We start from the raw sequence: 13,647 nt of genomic DNA, 5'->3' as shown, positions 1-13,647 counted from the left end.
AGAAGACATGCGCATCGATGAAGCCTTCCGCCGCATGATCGGTGGTTACTGGTGGCTGATCGGGTTGCTGGTCCTGGTGGCGTCATTGGCGGCGGGCGTCTACGCCACCAACCAGGACCTGCAGTACCAGGCCTCGGCGCGGGTCCAGATGTCCGGTGGTCTCGCCAGCACCAATGTCCAGGCGGACGCTGCGACACAGTGGCTCCAGGGTGTGATCACGACCCCCAACACGGTGCGTCACGCCATGGCTGCAGCTGGGCTCGAGGGCGACCCGACTCCCTTCGCCACCCACTCGATCGTCGTGAACCGAGTGGGCGTCTCCACGGTCAACGACGTCCTCGTCACCACGGGCAACGCGGACCGTTCGGTCATCGTCGCGAACTCGCTCGTCCAGCAGGCTCTCAAGTACGCCAACACCGCTCACCAGAGCGACGCCGTGAAGATGACCGCTCTCGACCACCAGATCAGTCGCTTCACGAAGGAGCGAGACGGCCTCATCCACCAGCTGGCGGCGGCTGCCCCGGGCGCGGTACTCGAGCTGCAGGCGCGGATCGCGGCGGACGCACCGACCCTCACGGACCTGCTGCGGCAGCGCTCCGACCTCGTCCTGGCGGCGTCGGAGCGATCGAGCATCGGCTTGCTCGATCCCGCGACGGCGTCCTCTGATCCGGTCGGCCCAAAGGTCGGCCAGCTCGTGGCTCTGGCGGGTCTGGCCGCGCTGATCCTCGCTCTGGGCCTCGTGGCGATCCTCGAGGCGCTCCACCCCCGGGTCCGGGGCCGTCGGTGGGTGGCGGCCGAGCTGCACGCCCCGCTCCTCGGGCACCTGCCCACGCTCGACCTCGGGGGACCACGGGGTGCCCGCGCCCTGCGTGAGTTCGGCGGTGCTGCAGCCGTGCTCGCCGCCCGGTTCACCGGGCGGCCGTTGCTGCTGCTCCCGGTCGAGAGGAAGCACGACCGGTGGGCTGCGCGCGTCTGCGCCGAGCTCGAGGCGCTCACCGGCCTGCATGTCGACCACGCCCCCGACGCGACGGTCGCGCGGCCGGCCGAGGACGTCGGTCGCCCTCCCGACCCCGTCGTGATCGTGCTCAGCCCGAGCGTCGAGGCGCAGCGCCGCCTCGAGGAGCTGGCGCGCACCGCCGCGGTGATGGACTGGCCCGTCGTCGGCGTGCTCACCTTCCGGCGCCGGTGGCTCATCGACCGGCAGACCCTCGCGGAGGGTGGCCGGGTCCACCGTCCCCCCATCACCCCCCTCACGGAGGTCACCCCCGAGATCCCGGTGGATCCGGCCGACGGCGTCCCCGAGCCACGTCGCGTCGACCACGGGGCCCTGAGCAGCCACAAGATGTGGAGGATGCCGTGAGCCGGCGCGGCGAGTCCTGCGGCCTGACCCTGGAGGTCCGGTCGGTGCCACGCGGCTGGTCGCAGGTCATCGACCGCGCCCTCGGCGACCCTCCTCGAGCGGAGGCGCCGCACCGGGCCGAGGTGCCGCAGCCGGGCCGGGACGCCGATGTCGTCGTGCAGCTGGAGTCCTCCCGCGAGCCGTTCGAGGTGCACGGCCTGACGCCGCTCACCCGCGGTGCCTTCGCAGACGGCCGTCGCGTCGTGCTCACCGACGCCTGCGCGAGCGGTCTGGACCTGCTCGTCGAGCCGTCGTCGAGGGCAGTCTCGGTGACGGGACGCTCCCGCCCGGGGCCCTCCCACCGCGCCCTGCGCCTCGTGGCTCCCGGGCGCACCGAGCTGCTCTGGCGTGCCGCGCTCCTGCAGTACCCGACCCTGTGGTGGGCCGGTGTCGGGGGAGCCGTTCCGCTGCACGTCTCGGCGGCGCAGGTCGCAGGTCTGGGCGTGCTCCTCGCCGGGCCGGGGGGCGTGGGCAAGTCGACGCTCGTCGCCGGCCTCGGGCCGGACCAGGGCGCGTCGGTCAGCGACAACCTCTGCACCTACGACGGGGCGATGATCCACGGGCTGCGTGAGCCCCGACGCGTCGACGCGGGCCCGGTCCGGGCCGGCCGTCGGGCGATGCCCCACGGCCGGGTGGAGCAGCCGTGGGACGGCACGCTGCCCGCCATGACGCCGTCCCTGCTCCTCGTGCTCCGACGTGGCTCCGGGGCGCGACCCTCGGTGAGGCCGGTCCCGCCGGTGGTCGCCGCGAGAGCCCTCGCCACGGGCACGTACGCCGCGGGTGAGCTGCGCCGGTACTGGGCCTTCGCCGCGACGCTGGCACTGGGCACCGGCCTCGGCCCGGCGCATCCGTCGATCGTGGGCGAGTCGGAGCGCCTCGCCCGGTCCCTCCACTGCGTCGAGGTCGTGCTCCCGGCACGCCCGGGGACGTCCCTCGTCGAGCTCGTCGACCGCGCCGAGCAGGCCGCGCGAGCCGGGCGAGCGACGAACCCGGGGATGACAGGAGCGCGGGCATGACGCAGCGTGTGGCGCACATCATCACCCGGTGCGTCGCCGGGGCCGGCGGGGTCGCCGTGCGCGGGGCGGTGAGCCTGCCCCGAGAGCTGTACGCGAGCACTCTCGTCGTCGGCTCGGGTGACGCTCTCCTCGACGTCGCCCGCTCGAGCGGCGTCGACGTGGTCGTCGTGCCGGAGCTCGTCTCACCGATCAACCCGGCCCAGGACGCCAGGGCCTTCCGGTCGATCTCGCGGCTGCTCAGGGCCGAGGGCTTCGACGTCGTGCACACCCACAGCGCCAAGGCGGGCGTCCTGGGACGCGTGGCGGCCTCGAGAGCAGGCGTGCCCCGCATCGTGCACACCTTGCACGGATTCCCTTGGCACGAATTCCAGTCCGCTGCCGTGCGGCACGCCTACATCCGCACCGAGCGCGAGCTCTCGCACGTCACGGACGCCTATCTCGCCATCGGCACCGGCGTCGCGGTCGAGGCGCTGCGGCGCAAGGTGGTCCGCCCCGAGCAGCTCGTCACGATCGGTCCGGCGGTCGAGCCCGCGTCGGTCACCGCGTCGCCGGCGTCACGCTTGCGCGCGCGGGCGCTGCTCGGGCTGCCCGCGGACGCGACGGTCGTCGGCACGGTCGGACGGATGGACTTCCAGAAGGCGCCGGAGGTCATGCTCGAGGCGTTGGCCCGGATGGCGACGCCGGCCGTGCTCGTCTGGGTCGGTGGCGGTCCCCTCCTGGAGGAGACCGCCCGTCGAGCGCAGGCGTCGGGCCTCGAACGTCGCGTGCTGCTGCTCGGTCACCGCACGGACGTGGCCGAGCTGCTGCCGGCGTTCGACGTCTTCGCCATGTCGAGCCGCTACGAGGGCTTGCCGTGCGCCATCGTCGAGGCCCAGGCGTGCGGCATACCCGTGGTCGCGACGTCGGTGAACGCGGTCTCCGACGTCGTGGTCCCCGGAGTGACCGGTCTGCTCGTGGCGCCCCAGGACCCGGACCAGCTGGCCCGGGCGCTCGACCACGCACTCACCCACCCGAGACAGGCCGCGGCCTGGGCGGAGCGGGCCAGGGCCCATCTCGGCACCCGCTACGACGCGAGCACCCTGGGCGCGACCCTGCAGGAGGTCTACACCGGCGACCCCGAGGTCCGCCGGCCGCTGCTGGCGTCGGTGCCCGGGTGGGGGAGGGCCTCGTGAGCGCCCTCGAGGCCGCGCTGGCCCTGCTCGTGCCGGGTGGCACGCCGGTGGTCGAGGTCCGCGGCTCCCGACGGGGCTCGGCGGCGGCGATCGCGGGAGTGTCGTCGGCGAAGCGGCTCGTCCTCCTCGACGGGCGGCGGCTCAGCGCCAGGCGCCTGACACGTCTCGCACGGGAGGCCGGCCTCGTCGTCGACCGTGAGCTCGTCGTGCTGCCGGGCCTGAGGACGGCAGCCTTCGTCGTCGAGGACTCGGTCGAGAGCCTGACGTGGTTCTGGAACGCCTTCGCGACCGTCCCCCCGGGGCGGTCCCGTGGATCCCTGCTCATCACGGCCACGACGTGCCTCGGCCGGAACCGTCACCTCGTCCGCTGGGTCGGTCCGCTCGTGGCCGGGCGCATGGTCATCGTCCACCGACCATGACCACGTCGACGAGGCAGACGGCGTTCCCCGACCTCGGGGCCGTCGAGGACGTCCTGCGGCGGCACCTGGACGACCGGACGGTCCGGCTCGCGGTCGTGGCCATGTCGCGGGACGACCATCCCAAGGCGGTCGTCATGGCGACGCCCTCCGGTGCGACGACGCCGGTCCTCGCGGTGAAGGTGGCCCTGACCGGTGGGGCCGCCCGGGCGGTCCGTGCCGAGGCCGCCGCACTCGAGCAGCTGGGGCAGCTCGACCCCGGTCTCGTCGGCGGGACGGTCCCCCGCCTGCTCGCCCTGCACGAGACCGTGGCCGGCACGTTCCTCGTCACGACGGTCTCGTCGGGTCGGCCGTTCTCGGTCGACTACCACCGCTGGCACCACACGGGCCGTCGCCGTGACGTGCGGGCCGACTTCGACGCGGCGGCCGGGTGGCTCTCCCAGCTGCACGGCCTCACGGTCCCGCCGCAGCCGGAGGTCGACGGCGCCGCTGCGCTCGAGAGCCGCTGGCCGGACGAGGTCGGGATGGCGGCAGCGCAGGCGTGCCGGCGCGCCAGGGCTCGGGTGGGCGACCTCGACACGGGTCACGTCACCCACGGCGACTTCTGGTGCGGCAACCTCCTGCGGACGGGTCGTCGGGTCACCGGCGTCGTCGACTGGGAGCACGCTCGCTTCGGTGGATCCCCACTGTGGGACCGCGTGCGTTTCGCCCTCGCCTACACGCTCTACCTCGACCGGCACACCCCGAGCGGTGCCCGGGTCCACGGGCACGCGGGCCTCCGCGCGGGTGCATGGGGTGACCCCGTGCGGCATCTGCTGAGGGGCGAGGGGTGGTATGCCGCCGGTGTGGCCGACTTCATCGCGCCCGCGCTCGGGCGCGACCCGAGCACCACGGCCTGGCGGGACGCCGTGCTCGTGGGTCTCGGCGAGGTGGCGACGACGAGCGACTCACCGCCGTTCGCCCGCGCCCACGCGTCTCTCCTCGCGGAGGTGGGGTCGTGACGACGACGGCGGCCGCTGCGCCCACGACGACAGGACGGGCCGCTGCGTCCGCACCGCTGCCGGCGCGCCGGACCGTGGTGCCGGCGTCACGGTCCGTGCGCCTCCTCATCGCCGCAGCCATCGCGTGCATGCCGGTCCTCACGCCCACCGGTCCCGGCAACACCTCACCTGCGGACCTGCCCATCCTCCTCGCGATGGGTGGGGTGCTCCTCTGGCTGTCGAGCAACGGCGTACGCCTCCACGTGCCGTACGCCGCAGGCATGTGGCTCCTGGTCCTGGCCGGTGCCGTCGCCGCGCTCGCCAGCCGGGACCTCCTCTCGACGACGGTCCTCGGACAGGACCTGTTCCTCCTGCTCTGGGCCGCCACCATCGCCAACGCCGTGCGTGCCGACCACTCCCTCGTCCGACTCGTGTGCGTCACGTGGTGCTGGAGCGGGATCGTCAGCGCCGGCCTGCTGGTGGCCGGTCGCCTCGCCGGGATCCCGTGGCTCGCCGGCCAGACCACCCGGGACGGCTCGCGGTCCGCCCTGACCTTCGGCGACCCCAACCTCGCCGGCAACTACTTCGTCGCGTGCCTGTTCGTCGTCCTCGCCTCGCGACACCCGCGCCGCCGCCTCGCGCGCGCTGCGACCGTGCTCCTCCTCGTCGTCGCGACCGTCCTCACCGGGTCGAACGGCGCCATGCTCGGCATGGTGGTGGGCCTCGGCGTCGGGGTCGTCGTCGGGTCATGGCGGTCGCGTGGTGCCATCGCCGCGACCGGGCTCGCGTGCGTCCTGGCGGCGGCCGCCGGGGTGGTCGTCACCTCGGTCGACTGGGGGTCGGTGCAGGCGAGCGCCGCCGCCGGTGGTCCGGTCCTGCACGACTCGTTCGGTCGGGGGGACTCGTCGAGCCAGGACCGGCAGGTCCTCTTCTCCGAAGGCGTCCGGCTCTTCTGGGACGGGACCCTGGTCGGTGTCGGTCCCGGGCGGACGAAGGAGGCCCTGGCGTCGATCCCTGCTCCCTACGTCAAGGAGGCGCACAACGACTACGTGGCGACGCTCGTCGAGCTCGGCCTCATCGGAGGCGTCGGCCTCGTCGTCCTGCTCGCGTCCGTGGCGGCACGGCTGGCGCGCGTCGCGGGACGCCGGGGACGTGGCGTGGCCGAGGGAGGTCGGGGACGCAGCGGCGACCCGGGGCCGGTGACGCGGCTCGTCCCGTCGCCGCACTTCCTCGCCGCCCTCGGCGCGGCGTTCCTCATGTCGGGCCTCTTCTACGAGGTGCTGCACTTCCGGCACCTGTGGGCGGTCCTGGGCCTCGTCGCCGGTCTCGACCTGATCCTCGCCGATGTGGCCGAGTCGCGGCGACCGGCTCCGGAGGTCCTGCCCGCCCCCGTTCCGGGGAGGCGATGACGTGTCGGTGCGTCTCAACCCGAGCCACGCCTCCCGTCGCCTCCGCATCCCGGGGCGGGCCGTCCTCGACAACCTCGGCGCCCGGCTCGTCGCCGTGGTCGCGCTCGGGATCGGCACGATCCTCGTCGCGCGGGTCGGAGGCGCCGAGGACGTCGGGGTCCTCGCCCTGCTGCGCGTCCTGCCGGGTCTGGTCGGCGTCCTCGCCGCCTGTGGTCTGCCGGGTGCGATGGGCTACTTCCTCGCCGGCCCCCACGCCGGGCACTCGCGGCTGTGGCCCACGATCCTCGTGCTGCTCGGCGCCGGCATGGGGATCGGCACCGCGGTGTGGCTGCTGCTCGTTCCCGTCATCCATGCGGTCCTGCTCCCGACGGCGAGCCCGCTGGTCATGCTCCTCGCCGGCGTCAGTGTCGCGACCCAGCTGCCGCTCGCCGTCGCCAAGTCGAGCCTCCAGGGGCTCGACGACCGGAAGGGGTCCAACGCGGTCACTGCCGGGGAGGAAGCAGCCTTCCTCCCCGCCTTCGGTGTCGCCTGGCTGCTCGGACTGCGCGGGCCCCTGCTGCTGGTCGTCGTGCTCATCGTCGCCGACGTCGTCGTCGCCGGGGCGGGGTGGGCCCGTCTCGTGCGCCAGGTGCACGGCCGGGGGATGCGGATGACCGGGCGTCCCGACCGCCCGCTCGGCCGCAGCATCGTGTCGTTCGGCCTGCTCGGTCAGGTCGGCGGCCTGGTCAACCTGCTCAACCTGCGGCTGGACTTCCTCGTCCTGGGCTCCATCGCCGGTCCGGCACCGCTGGGCGTGTATGCCGTGGCCTCGAAGTTCGCCGAGCTCGTCAGGCTGCCGTCGCTCGCGGTGACCTGGGTCAGCTATCCGCGGATCGCCCGCCTCGGGCCGGAGGCCTCCGCGACGGTCGTGCGTCGACAGCTGCCGTGGCTCGGTGGCGTGGGCATCGTCGGTGCCGTCGTGCTGGCGCTCGCCGCGGGACCCCTGCTGCCGGCCCTCTACGGTCAGGAGTTCGTCGCCTCCGTCGTGCCGGCCGCCATCATCGCCGTCGGCCTCTGCGCCTCACCCGCGGGGGGCCTGGCCGGCGGCTACCTGCTGGGGACCCGGCGCCCCGGCACCGGTTCGGTGCTGCAGGCCGTCGGCCTGCTCGCGACACTCGGACTCGACCTCGCCCTCATCCCGTCGTTCGGGGTGACCGGGGCAGCCGTGGCCAGCGCCGTCGCCTACCTCGTCACCGATGTCAGCACCGTGCTCGTCGTGCGACGGCTCACGGCAGGCACCCCGCGATGACCAGGCGCGTGCTGGCCTCGGTCGTCGCGGCGTCGGCCCTTCTCGCAGGCGGCTGCGGTGCGCCGGCCCCGAGCGCGACCCCACGGGCGGCGAGCGTCCTCGGCACCCAGACGCCCACGGACGGACGGTACGCCGAGCTCGTCGACGACCTCAGGGCGACGGGAACCGGCGTCTGGGTCGAGTCCGACGTCGTCAAGGCCTACCTCGCAGGACCGACCCGTTACCGTCAGGTTCTCGGCACCGCTCTCGCTCTCGCGCGCCGCCGAGGGGTGGCCGGCATCAAGATCGCCGACGAGCTCGGCTACCACGACGGCACGACCCCGGAACAGGCGGCGGACATGCTGAGGCGCACCGTCGCCGACATCCACGCCTCCTCGCCCGGCACGAAGGTGCTCATCGACGTGGTCGTCCCCGAGCTGGGCTGCCTGTCGTGGACCGCCTCGTCCACGGCGGTCATGCGCATGTGCGGTGCCGGCTCCGCGAGCACGAGCCCCGGAGCGAGCCTCGCCGCGGTCGACGGCTACGCCGCCTCCGGGGTGGACGTCATCGACCTCAGCCCGGGTCTGCAGGACGATGCCTGGTACGCCTCCCAGGGCAGCTCCCGCGACGACGCGATGCAGCAGAGCTGGCGCGAGGCCGTACGCCGGTGGGGCACCCGGGTGACCCTCCAGGCGCGCAAGGCACTGGCTCACCCCGGGGCGTATCCCGGCGACGTCGCGCGCGCCGAGGCCGACGTGCACACCTACGTGGACATCCCCCTCGCCGAGGGGGCGAGAGCGGTCGACATCTGGACCTGGGCGCAGCACTACCGCGGCCAGCTCGTCACCCTCGTCGACCCGGGGGACGTCCCGAACGCGCTAACCAGGGCGCTGGAGCAGAGGCGGAAGAAGGGAGCGCGGCTGTGGACACACATGACGCCGTCGGCCTACGTGGTGGACCGGGGACACGACGTCCGCGCGGTGACGAGCCAGTTCGACGTCGTCTTCGTCGCGGCCGGGACCGGCTGAGCACGACGGAATCCACTCGGGTCAGCCGCGCTCGTCGGGCACTTGACGTCGTGGTCGCCGCGGTGGCCCTCGTGCTGAGCGCGCCGGTCGTCGTGGCGGCGGCGGTCGCGATCCGCACGACGAGCCCGGGGCCCGTGCTGTTCCGCCAGGAGCGGGTCGGCGCGGGCGGACGCCCCTTCACCATACTCAAGCTGCGCACCATGACCTCGGGTGGCAAGGGTCTCGACATCACGATGGGGCGCGACCCTCGCGTCACGAGGGTCGGGGCCCTGCTCCGGCGCACCTCGCTCGACGAGCTGCCGCAGCTGCTCAACGTCCTTCGCGGCGAGATGACCCTCGTCGGCCCCAGGCCTGAGACGGTCGCGTTGGCGCGCCGCTACCCGTCCGGGTGCCGCTGGGTGCTCGAGGCCACACCGGGACTGACCGGACCGGCGCAGATCAGGATGCGCGACTCACGGGTGCTCGAGCCACCGCTCGCCGCGGTCTCCTCCGCGCCCGCCCCGGACCCCGAGACGTGGTACCTGGAGCACGTCGTCCCGCGCCGGGTGGACCTCGATGCCGGCTACCTCTCTGCTCCGTCGCTGTCGCGCACCGTGGCCGTGCTGCTCGAGACCGCGGTCTACCTGCTCCACCCCCAGTGAACCGCCGCCGACGACGCGACGACCCGCCCTCCGGTCTCTGCCTCAGCGACCGGACGGCAGCGGCGCCGGCGCCCGGGTCACCTGGAGCGGGTCGCACCTGGCGTTGAGGCAGGTCCCGGTCTCGAGGTCGAACTCGAAGTTGTGCCCGAGGCACCGGAGTCTCCCGTCGCGGACGACGCCGCCGTACTGGAGGTCCTCGCCGGCGTGGGGGCAGTAGCGGCTCACGACGTAGTCCGTCCGGCCGTCGGAGAGCACGACCGTCTCGGCCGGGTCGCGGCTCGTCTCGTACCCCTCGACGGCCTCGAGGGCGTCCCGGTCCGCGTGCTTGAGCAGGCCGACGAGGTAGTCGTTGTAGACGTCGGGATCCCGGCTGGCGCGGATGCGCAGGGAGAGGAAGAGGTCCTCCCACCGGATGCGACCCGTGAGCACCGCATCGAGCCAGCGGGCCTCGACCGTCAGGTGGTAGCCGGGCGTCCCACCGACGGGGGACAGGTCCACCTCCGTCGTCTCGGGCCCCAGCCGCACGTCCCACGTGCCGCCCGCCCGGCCGACGACCTCGAACCGCACCGTCATGCCGATCCTCTGCAGGAAGTAGCCGGACAGGGCTCCCAGTGCGAGGAAGTGGTCGCGGAAGCGCTCGCCCAGCCGGCTCTCCGGAGGGGGGTCCGGCAGCTCTGCGTACACCGCGGCGATCTCGTCGGCGCGCCGGGCGGCATACGCCCTGAGGTACTCGGAGGTGTCGTCGAAGGAGAAGTCGGCCCACCTCGGGTCGCGCTCGACGTCACCGGACCCGACGTGGAGGCGGTCGCCGGGCAGCAGGTAGAGCGAGGTCTGGCCCGGGAGCCGGTCGCGCAGGAACGCCAGCGCCTGGGCCTGGTCGGGGAAGATGCCGGGGGCCTGCACCGCGGCGTTGTGGTGCGCGAGGGCGGGGTCGAGGAAGGCGGGCGGGCCGGCATACGGCATGACGATCTTCGGCGGCGCCGACCGCAGCAGGCGGGTCACCGCGCGGAACTTGCCCAGGCGCTTCTCGGAGCTGATCCGCTCGACGACCTCGGGCGGGTAGTCGTAGCAGATGGGGTGCCACGAGGCCCCGGACATCTGCACCCCCATGACGTCGAGGGGACGCCCGCACTCCTCGGCGGCCCGGCGGAGCTGGCTGACGCTGAGACGCGCGTCGTTGGTGTGCAGCACGGCGTGCCCGTCGACGTGGACGAGGATCGCGGCGTCGTGGCACATCGGGCTCAGCTCGGGGATGACGGTGACCCAGTCGCCGCGGTCGTTCAGGGCCAGCCGCTCCCACGCGTCGAGCTCGATGACGACGTTGCGGATGCCCGCACCCGCGATGCGGTTGCGCATCTCCCTCGAGGGGTAGCGCGGGATGACGAGACGCGTCGATGGCGAAAGGCCCTGCAGCAGCGGCAGATCCAAGTGGTCGAGGTGCTCGTGCGAGATGGCGACCCAGTCGGCATCGAGCATCTGCGGTGTCCGCACGTGGGCGTTGTCGGGGAACGGGAACCAGGACCCGAGGAACGCGCCGCGTGGCGACATCCACGGGTCGCACAGCATCCGCATGCCGGGCGCGTCGATGCGCAGACCGGCGTGGCCGAGGGAGGTGACGAGTGGTCCGTTCATGCCTCGACGATCCGCTGCCGCGCGTCCGCTGGACACCCGCGTGGGCCTGACCCGCGTCTACGTCGTTTGACGGAGCCTCAGTGTCCGCAGAGCCGACGCAGGGCGGTCAGGTCGGCGCGGACGGTCGCGGCGATGTCGGCGTGGCGGTCGGTGGCCGGTCGGGTCACACTGAGCCGGTAGGCGGCCAGGTCGTCGGCGAGGTTCTGCACGGACTCGCGGGCGTCGTCGGAGGCCGTCGTCCTCGCGAGGCCCCTGGCCCGGGAGAGAACGGTGTCGAGCCCGGCACGGACGGCCGCCGCGGACGCGCCGTGCGTCGTCGCGGTCGTCGACGCGGTCGTCGTCGAGGCGGCCGCGACGAGCGACCCGATGTCGGGGCAGTCACCGCCGAGCGGCTGGGCTGCGGCGCTCTGCGCGGCAGGGGCGGCCCCGCGTGTGGCGCCGGTGAGGACGAAGGCTGATCCGAGCGCGACGACGATCGTCAGAGCGACGCCGAGCAGGAGCTGCCAGCGGTGGGTGGAGGTCGTCGACGCGCTCATGATGTCGCCCCTCTCGTGGTCGGAGGTTGGTACTCGAAGGCGCCGCGGTCGTCGTAGGAGCGCACGCCGACCCCGGTGTTCGGGGTGCTCGGGTCGTCGACCCGAGGACGGCCGGCGGCATCGAGCGCCGGCTGGCCGGGCGCGCCCGAGTCGGCCGAGTCGATCGCCGGTGACCCTGCGCGGAGGCTGAAGTCGGCCTGCGCGGGGCCGTTCCAGCGAGGGTCGGCCTGCCGTGCGTGCGACTCCTGTCCGCTCGCCGCCTGGAACGCCGCCAGGGACGTGTAGGACGTCGATCCCCACACCATCATCGTGCCGCTGACACTGAGGTTGACGAGGTCGTAGTCGAGTCTCGTGCCGAGCTGCGACGTCGCGTCGACGCGGATGTCACCTCTCGTCCGGGGACACTTCACGGTGCCGCCCGCGCCGTTGGGGCACGAGGCCGCGTTGTCGACCGAGATGTTGTCGGCGAAGGTGAACCCGCTCGGGGTGCCCGACGCCACGCCTTCGAGGTTGATGCCGGCCGCCACGTTGTCGTAGACGGTGTTGCCGACGACGGAGCTGCCGGTGACGCCGAAGTCGTCGATGCCGTGGTCGCCGGTGATGCACCCGGCCGTGTTACCGGTCGGCGGGGCGCTGCAGTTCGTCAGGGCCGCGGTCGTGAACCCCTTGTTGTGGTAGCTGACGTTGTCGACGATCGTGTTGCGGTCGCCGCCCGGGTAGGACTGGATGCCGGAGTCCTCGTTGTCGTGGACGCGGTTCCCGCTCACGAGGTTGCCGGGCGCCCGCAGGTCGATCCCGACCGCGTTGCGCACGTAGCCGTACGCGTTCCACGAGCTCTCGTTGCCCGTGATCTGGTTGCCGGTCGAGCCGTTCGTCAGGTAGATGCCGGAGGCCGAGTTGTCGGTGACGAGGTTGCCGGTGACGACCGACCCGGTCATCGAGTTGAGGTACATGCCGTATGCCGTGGCGCCCGCCACGGGGCTACCCGACCCCCGCGCCGTGTTGTTCGACAGCCGGACGCCGGTCGCGTTGAAGACGTAGAACGCGTTGCTCGTGGTGTCCCGGACGGTGAAGCCCGACACGGTGATCCAGCTCTGGTTGGAGATCGTGAAACCGTGCTTGGCCCCCGCGATGGTGACGACCGCGCCCGCGGCCGGCTGGAAGATGATGGGGGAGCCGGCGGTGCCGGAGTGCCAGGGGAACACCTCGTCGGTGTACGTCCCCGAGGACACGAGCACCGTCTGCCCCGCGACGGCGACCTTCGCGGCCTTGGCGATGGTGCAGAACGGCACCGCGGCCGTGCCTGCACCGGTGTCCGAGCAGCCGCCGCCGCCCACGTAGAGGTAGGCGGCGGCGCCTGCCGCGGCCTCGACGGAGCTGACCGCGAGGCCCAGGCCGGCCACGAGGGTGCTGAGGGCGAGGACGGCTCGTCGAGCGGGGGTGTGCGGGGGGGCCATGACTCGTCCTTCCCATCCTGCGGCTGCCTGATCCTCCAGTTTGTCGACCGGCCCGCACGATCACCCCCACCGAAAGTGGGAGGACGGCATACGCCCATTGCACGAGGGCGCGCCCGGTCGGGCTACTCGGGCTCCCAGGCGATGAGCCGGTCGATGACCTCTCGGTCGCCCTCGATCGTCAGTGCCTCCAGCGGACGGCGGCCGTAGAACGCGGCGAGGACGATCTCGCTCGCCGTGCCGGTGACGCGGGCATCGACCGGCCCGGCGGTCTCGGGCCGGGGGGCGGTGCGTGCGCCGTCGCCCGAGACCCAGAGCCGCCACGAGCGTCCCTCGGTCGCGGCGTAGTCGACGACGGCGGGCTCGTGCGGCCACGGGCTCGTCGTCGCGCAGCACGTGGAGAGGAACTCCTCGACACCGTCGAGGGCCACGGCGTCGGGGAGCGGCTGAGGCGTACCGACCGTGAGCTGGGCGTCGTACGTGTGCACCGCGATCTCCTGGAGCTGGTGCCGCGCGACCGCGCCGCACGTCCCGGGCGACTGCGAGTCGCCCCACCACGTCCAGCAGCCGCGCTCCGGCCCGGCCTCGCGCAGCGCGTCGAGGAGCTGTCCGGTGGACGCCGCCAGCCAGCCGTCCAGCGCGTCGGGCTCGCTCGGCGCCGCCGCGTCGCCGTCCGACGGCGGCCGGACCCGGGAGG

Annotated in this window: 13 protein-coding genes; 9 read left to right on the top strand and 4 right to left on the bottom strand. The window is 73.3% G+C overall.

What is annotated here, in order from left to right:
• Positions 1–7: 7 nt before the first annotated feature.
• Genes AC1DW8_RS18265 through AC1DW8_RS18225 form a run of 9 tightly spaced genes read left to right on the top strand, consistent with a single transcriptional unit; the run spans position 8 to position 9,328 of the window.
• A complete protein-coding gene (locus tag AC1DW8_RS18265) occupies positions 8–1,360 on the top strand; it encodes a YveK family protein (protein ID WP_478095410.1) in 1,353 nt (450 codons plus the stop codon).
• The gene (locus tag AC1DW8_RS18260) at positions 1,357–2,415 is read left to right on the top strand and encodes a hypothetical protein (protein WP_478095409.1); all 1,059 of its coding nucleotides are present in this window, start codon (positions 1,357–1,359) and stop codon (positions 2,413–2,415) included. Before AC1DW8_RS18265 ends, AC1DW8_RS18260 begins: the two co-directional genes overlap by 4 nt.
• Positions 2,412–3,587 carry a glycosyltransferase gene (locus tag AC1DW8_RS18255; protein ID WP_478095408.1) on the top strand — a complete coding sequence of 392 codons (1,176 nt, stop codon included), beginning with the start codon at positions 2,412–2,414 and terminating at the stop codon, positions 3,585–3,587. The genes AC1DW8_RS18260 and AC1DW8_RS18255 overlap by 4 nt, the downstream gene beginning before the upstream one ends.
• Complete coding sequence (locus AC1DW8_RS18250) at positions 3,584–4,006, top strand: hypothetical protein (RefSeq protein WP_478095407.1); 423 nt, start codon at positions 3,584–3,586, stop codon at positions 4,004–4,006. Before AC1DW8_RS18255 ends, AC1DW8_RS18250 begins: the two co-directional genes overlap by 4 nt.
• Positions 4,003–5,004: a phosphotransferase gene (locus tag AC1DW8_RS18245; protein WP_478095406.1), complete on the top strand. Its 1,002-nt coding sequence runs from the start codon at positions 4,003–4,005 to the stop codon at positions 5,002–5,004. Before AC1DW8_RS18250 ends, AC1DW8_RS18245 begins: the two co-directional genes overlap by 4 nt.
• The gene (locus AC1DW8_RS18240) at positions 5,001–6,392 is read left to right on the top strand and encodes an O-antigen ligase family protein (protein WP_478095405.1); all 1,392 of its coding nucleotides are present in this window, start codon (positions 5,001–5,003) and stop codon (positions 6,390–6,392) included. The genes AC1DW8_RS18245 and AC1DW8_RS18240 overlap by 4 nt, the downstream gene beginning before the upstream one ends.
• A gap of 1 nt (position 6,393) precedes the next feature.
• Positions 6,394–7,680, top strand: a complete 1,287-nt coding sequence (locus tag AC1DW8_RS18235; protein ID WP_478095404.1) for a lipopolysaccharide biosynthesis protein — start codon at positions 6,394–6,396, stop codon at positions 7,678–7,680.
• Positions 7,677–8,687 (top strand): hypothetical protein, encoded by a 1,011-nt coding sequence (locus AC1DW8_RS18230; RefSeq protein ID WP_478095403.1) that lies wholly within the window; start codon positions 7,677–7,679, stop codon positions 8,685–8,687. The genes AC1DW8_RS18235 and AC1DW8_RS18230 overlap by 4 nt, the downstream gene beginning before the upstream one ends.
• Positions 8,684–9,328, top strand: a complete 645-nt coding sequence (locus AC1DW8_RS18225) for a sugar transferase (protein ID WP_478095474.1) — start codon at positions 8,684–8,686, stop codon at positions 9,326–9,328. Before AC1DW8_RS18230 ends, AC1DW8_RS18225 begins: the two co-directional genes overlap by 4 nt.
• 42 nt (positions 9,329–9,370) lie before the next feature.
• Here AC1DW8_RS18225 and AC1DW8_RS18220 read toward each other — a convergent pair whose 3' ends face one another.
• The 4 genes from AC1DW8_RS18220 to AC1DW8_RS18205 form a co-directional block, all read right to left on the bottom strand.
• Positions 9,371–10,960, bottom strand: a complete 1,590-nt coding sequence (locus AC1DW8_RS18220; protein ID WP_478095402.1) for a Rieske 2Fe-2S domain-containing protein — start codon at positions 10,958–10,960, stop codon at positions 9,371–9,373.
• Positions 10,961–11,037: 77 nt separating this feature from the next.
• Positions 11,038–11,496, bottom strand: coding sequence for a hypothetical protein (locus AC1DW8_RS18215; RefSeq protein ID WP_478095401.1), 459 nt, complete (start codon positions 11,494–11,496; stop codon positions 11,038–11,040).
• Positions 11,493–12,953 carry a right-handed parallel beta-helix repeat-containing protein gene (locus AC1DW8_RS18210; RefSeq protein ID WP_478095400.1) on the bottom strand — a complete coding sequence of 487 codons (1,461 nt, stop codon included), beginning with the start codon at positions 12,951–12,953 and terminating at the stop codon, positions 11,493–11,495. The genes AC1DW8_RS18215 and AC1DW8_RS18210 overlap by 4 nt, the downstream gene beginning before the upstream one ends.
• Before the next feature lie 122 nt (positions 12,954–13,075).
• On the bottom strand, positions 13,076–13,647 hold a 572-nt coding region (locus AC1DW8_RS18205), incomplete at its 5' end, for a maleylpyruvate isomerase family mycothiol-dependent enzyme (RefSeq protein ID WP_478095399.1).

This window comes from Terrabacter sp. P2_E3 (assembly GCF_056403915.1).
This window is presented reverse-complemented; position numbering and strand designations above follow the sequence as displayed.

Excerpts from the sequence above, each read along its gene's own strand:
- AC1DW8_RS18265 (WP_478095410.1), top strand. The coding sequence starts at position 8 with ATGCGCATCGATGAAGCCTTCCGCCGCATGATCGGTGGTTACTGGTGG.
- AC1DW8_RS18255 (WP_478095408.1), top strand. The coding sequence starts at position 2,412 with ATGACGCAGCGTGTGGCGCACATCATCACCCGGTGCGTCGCCGGGGCC.
- AC1DW8_RS18245 (WP_478095406.1), top strand. The coding sequence starts at position 4,003 with ATGACCACGTCGACGAGGCAGACGGCGTTCCCCGACCTCGGGGCCGTC.
- AC1DW8_RS18230 (WP_478095403.1), top strand. The coding sequence starts at position 7,677 with ATGACCAGGCGCGTGCTGGCCTCGGTCGTCGCGGCGTCGGCCCTTCTC.
- AC1DW8_RS18220 (WP_478095402.1), bottom strand. The coding sequence starts at position 10,960 with ATGAACGGACCACTCGTCACCTCCCTCGGCCACGCCGGTCTGCGCATC.
- AC1DW8_RS18215 (WP_478095401.1), bottom strand. The coding sequence starts at position 11,496 with ATGAGCGCGTCGACGACCTCCACCCACCGCTGGCAGCTCCTGCTCGGC.
- AC1DW8_RS18210 (WP_478095400.1), bottom strand. The coding sequence starts at position 12,953 with ATGGCCCCCCCGCACACCCCCGCTCGACGAGCCGTCCTCGCCCTCAGC.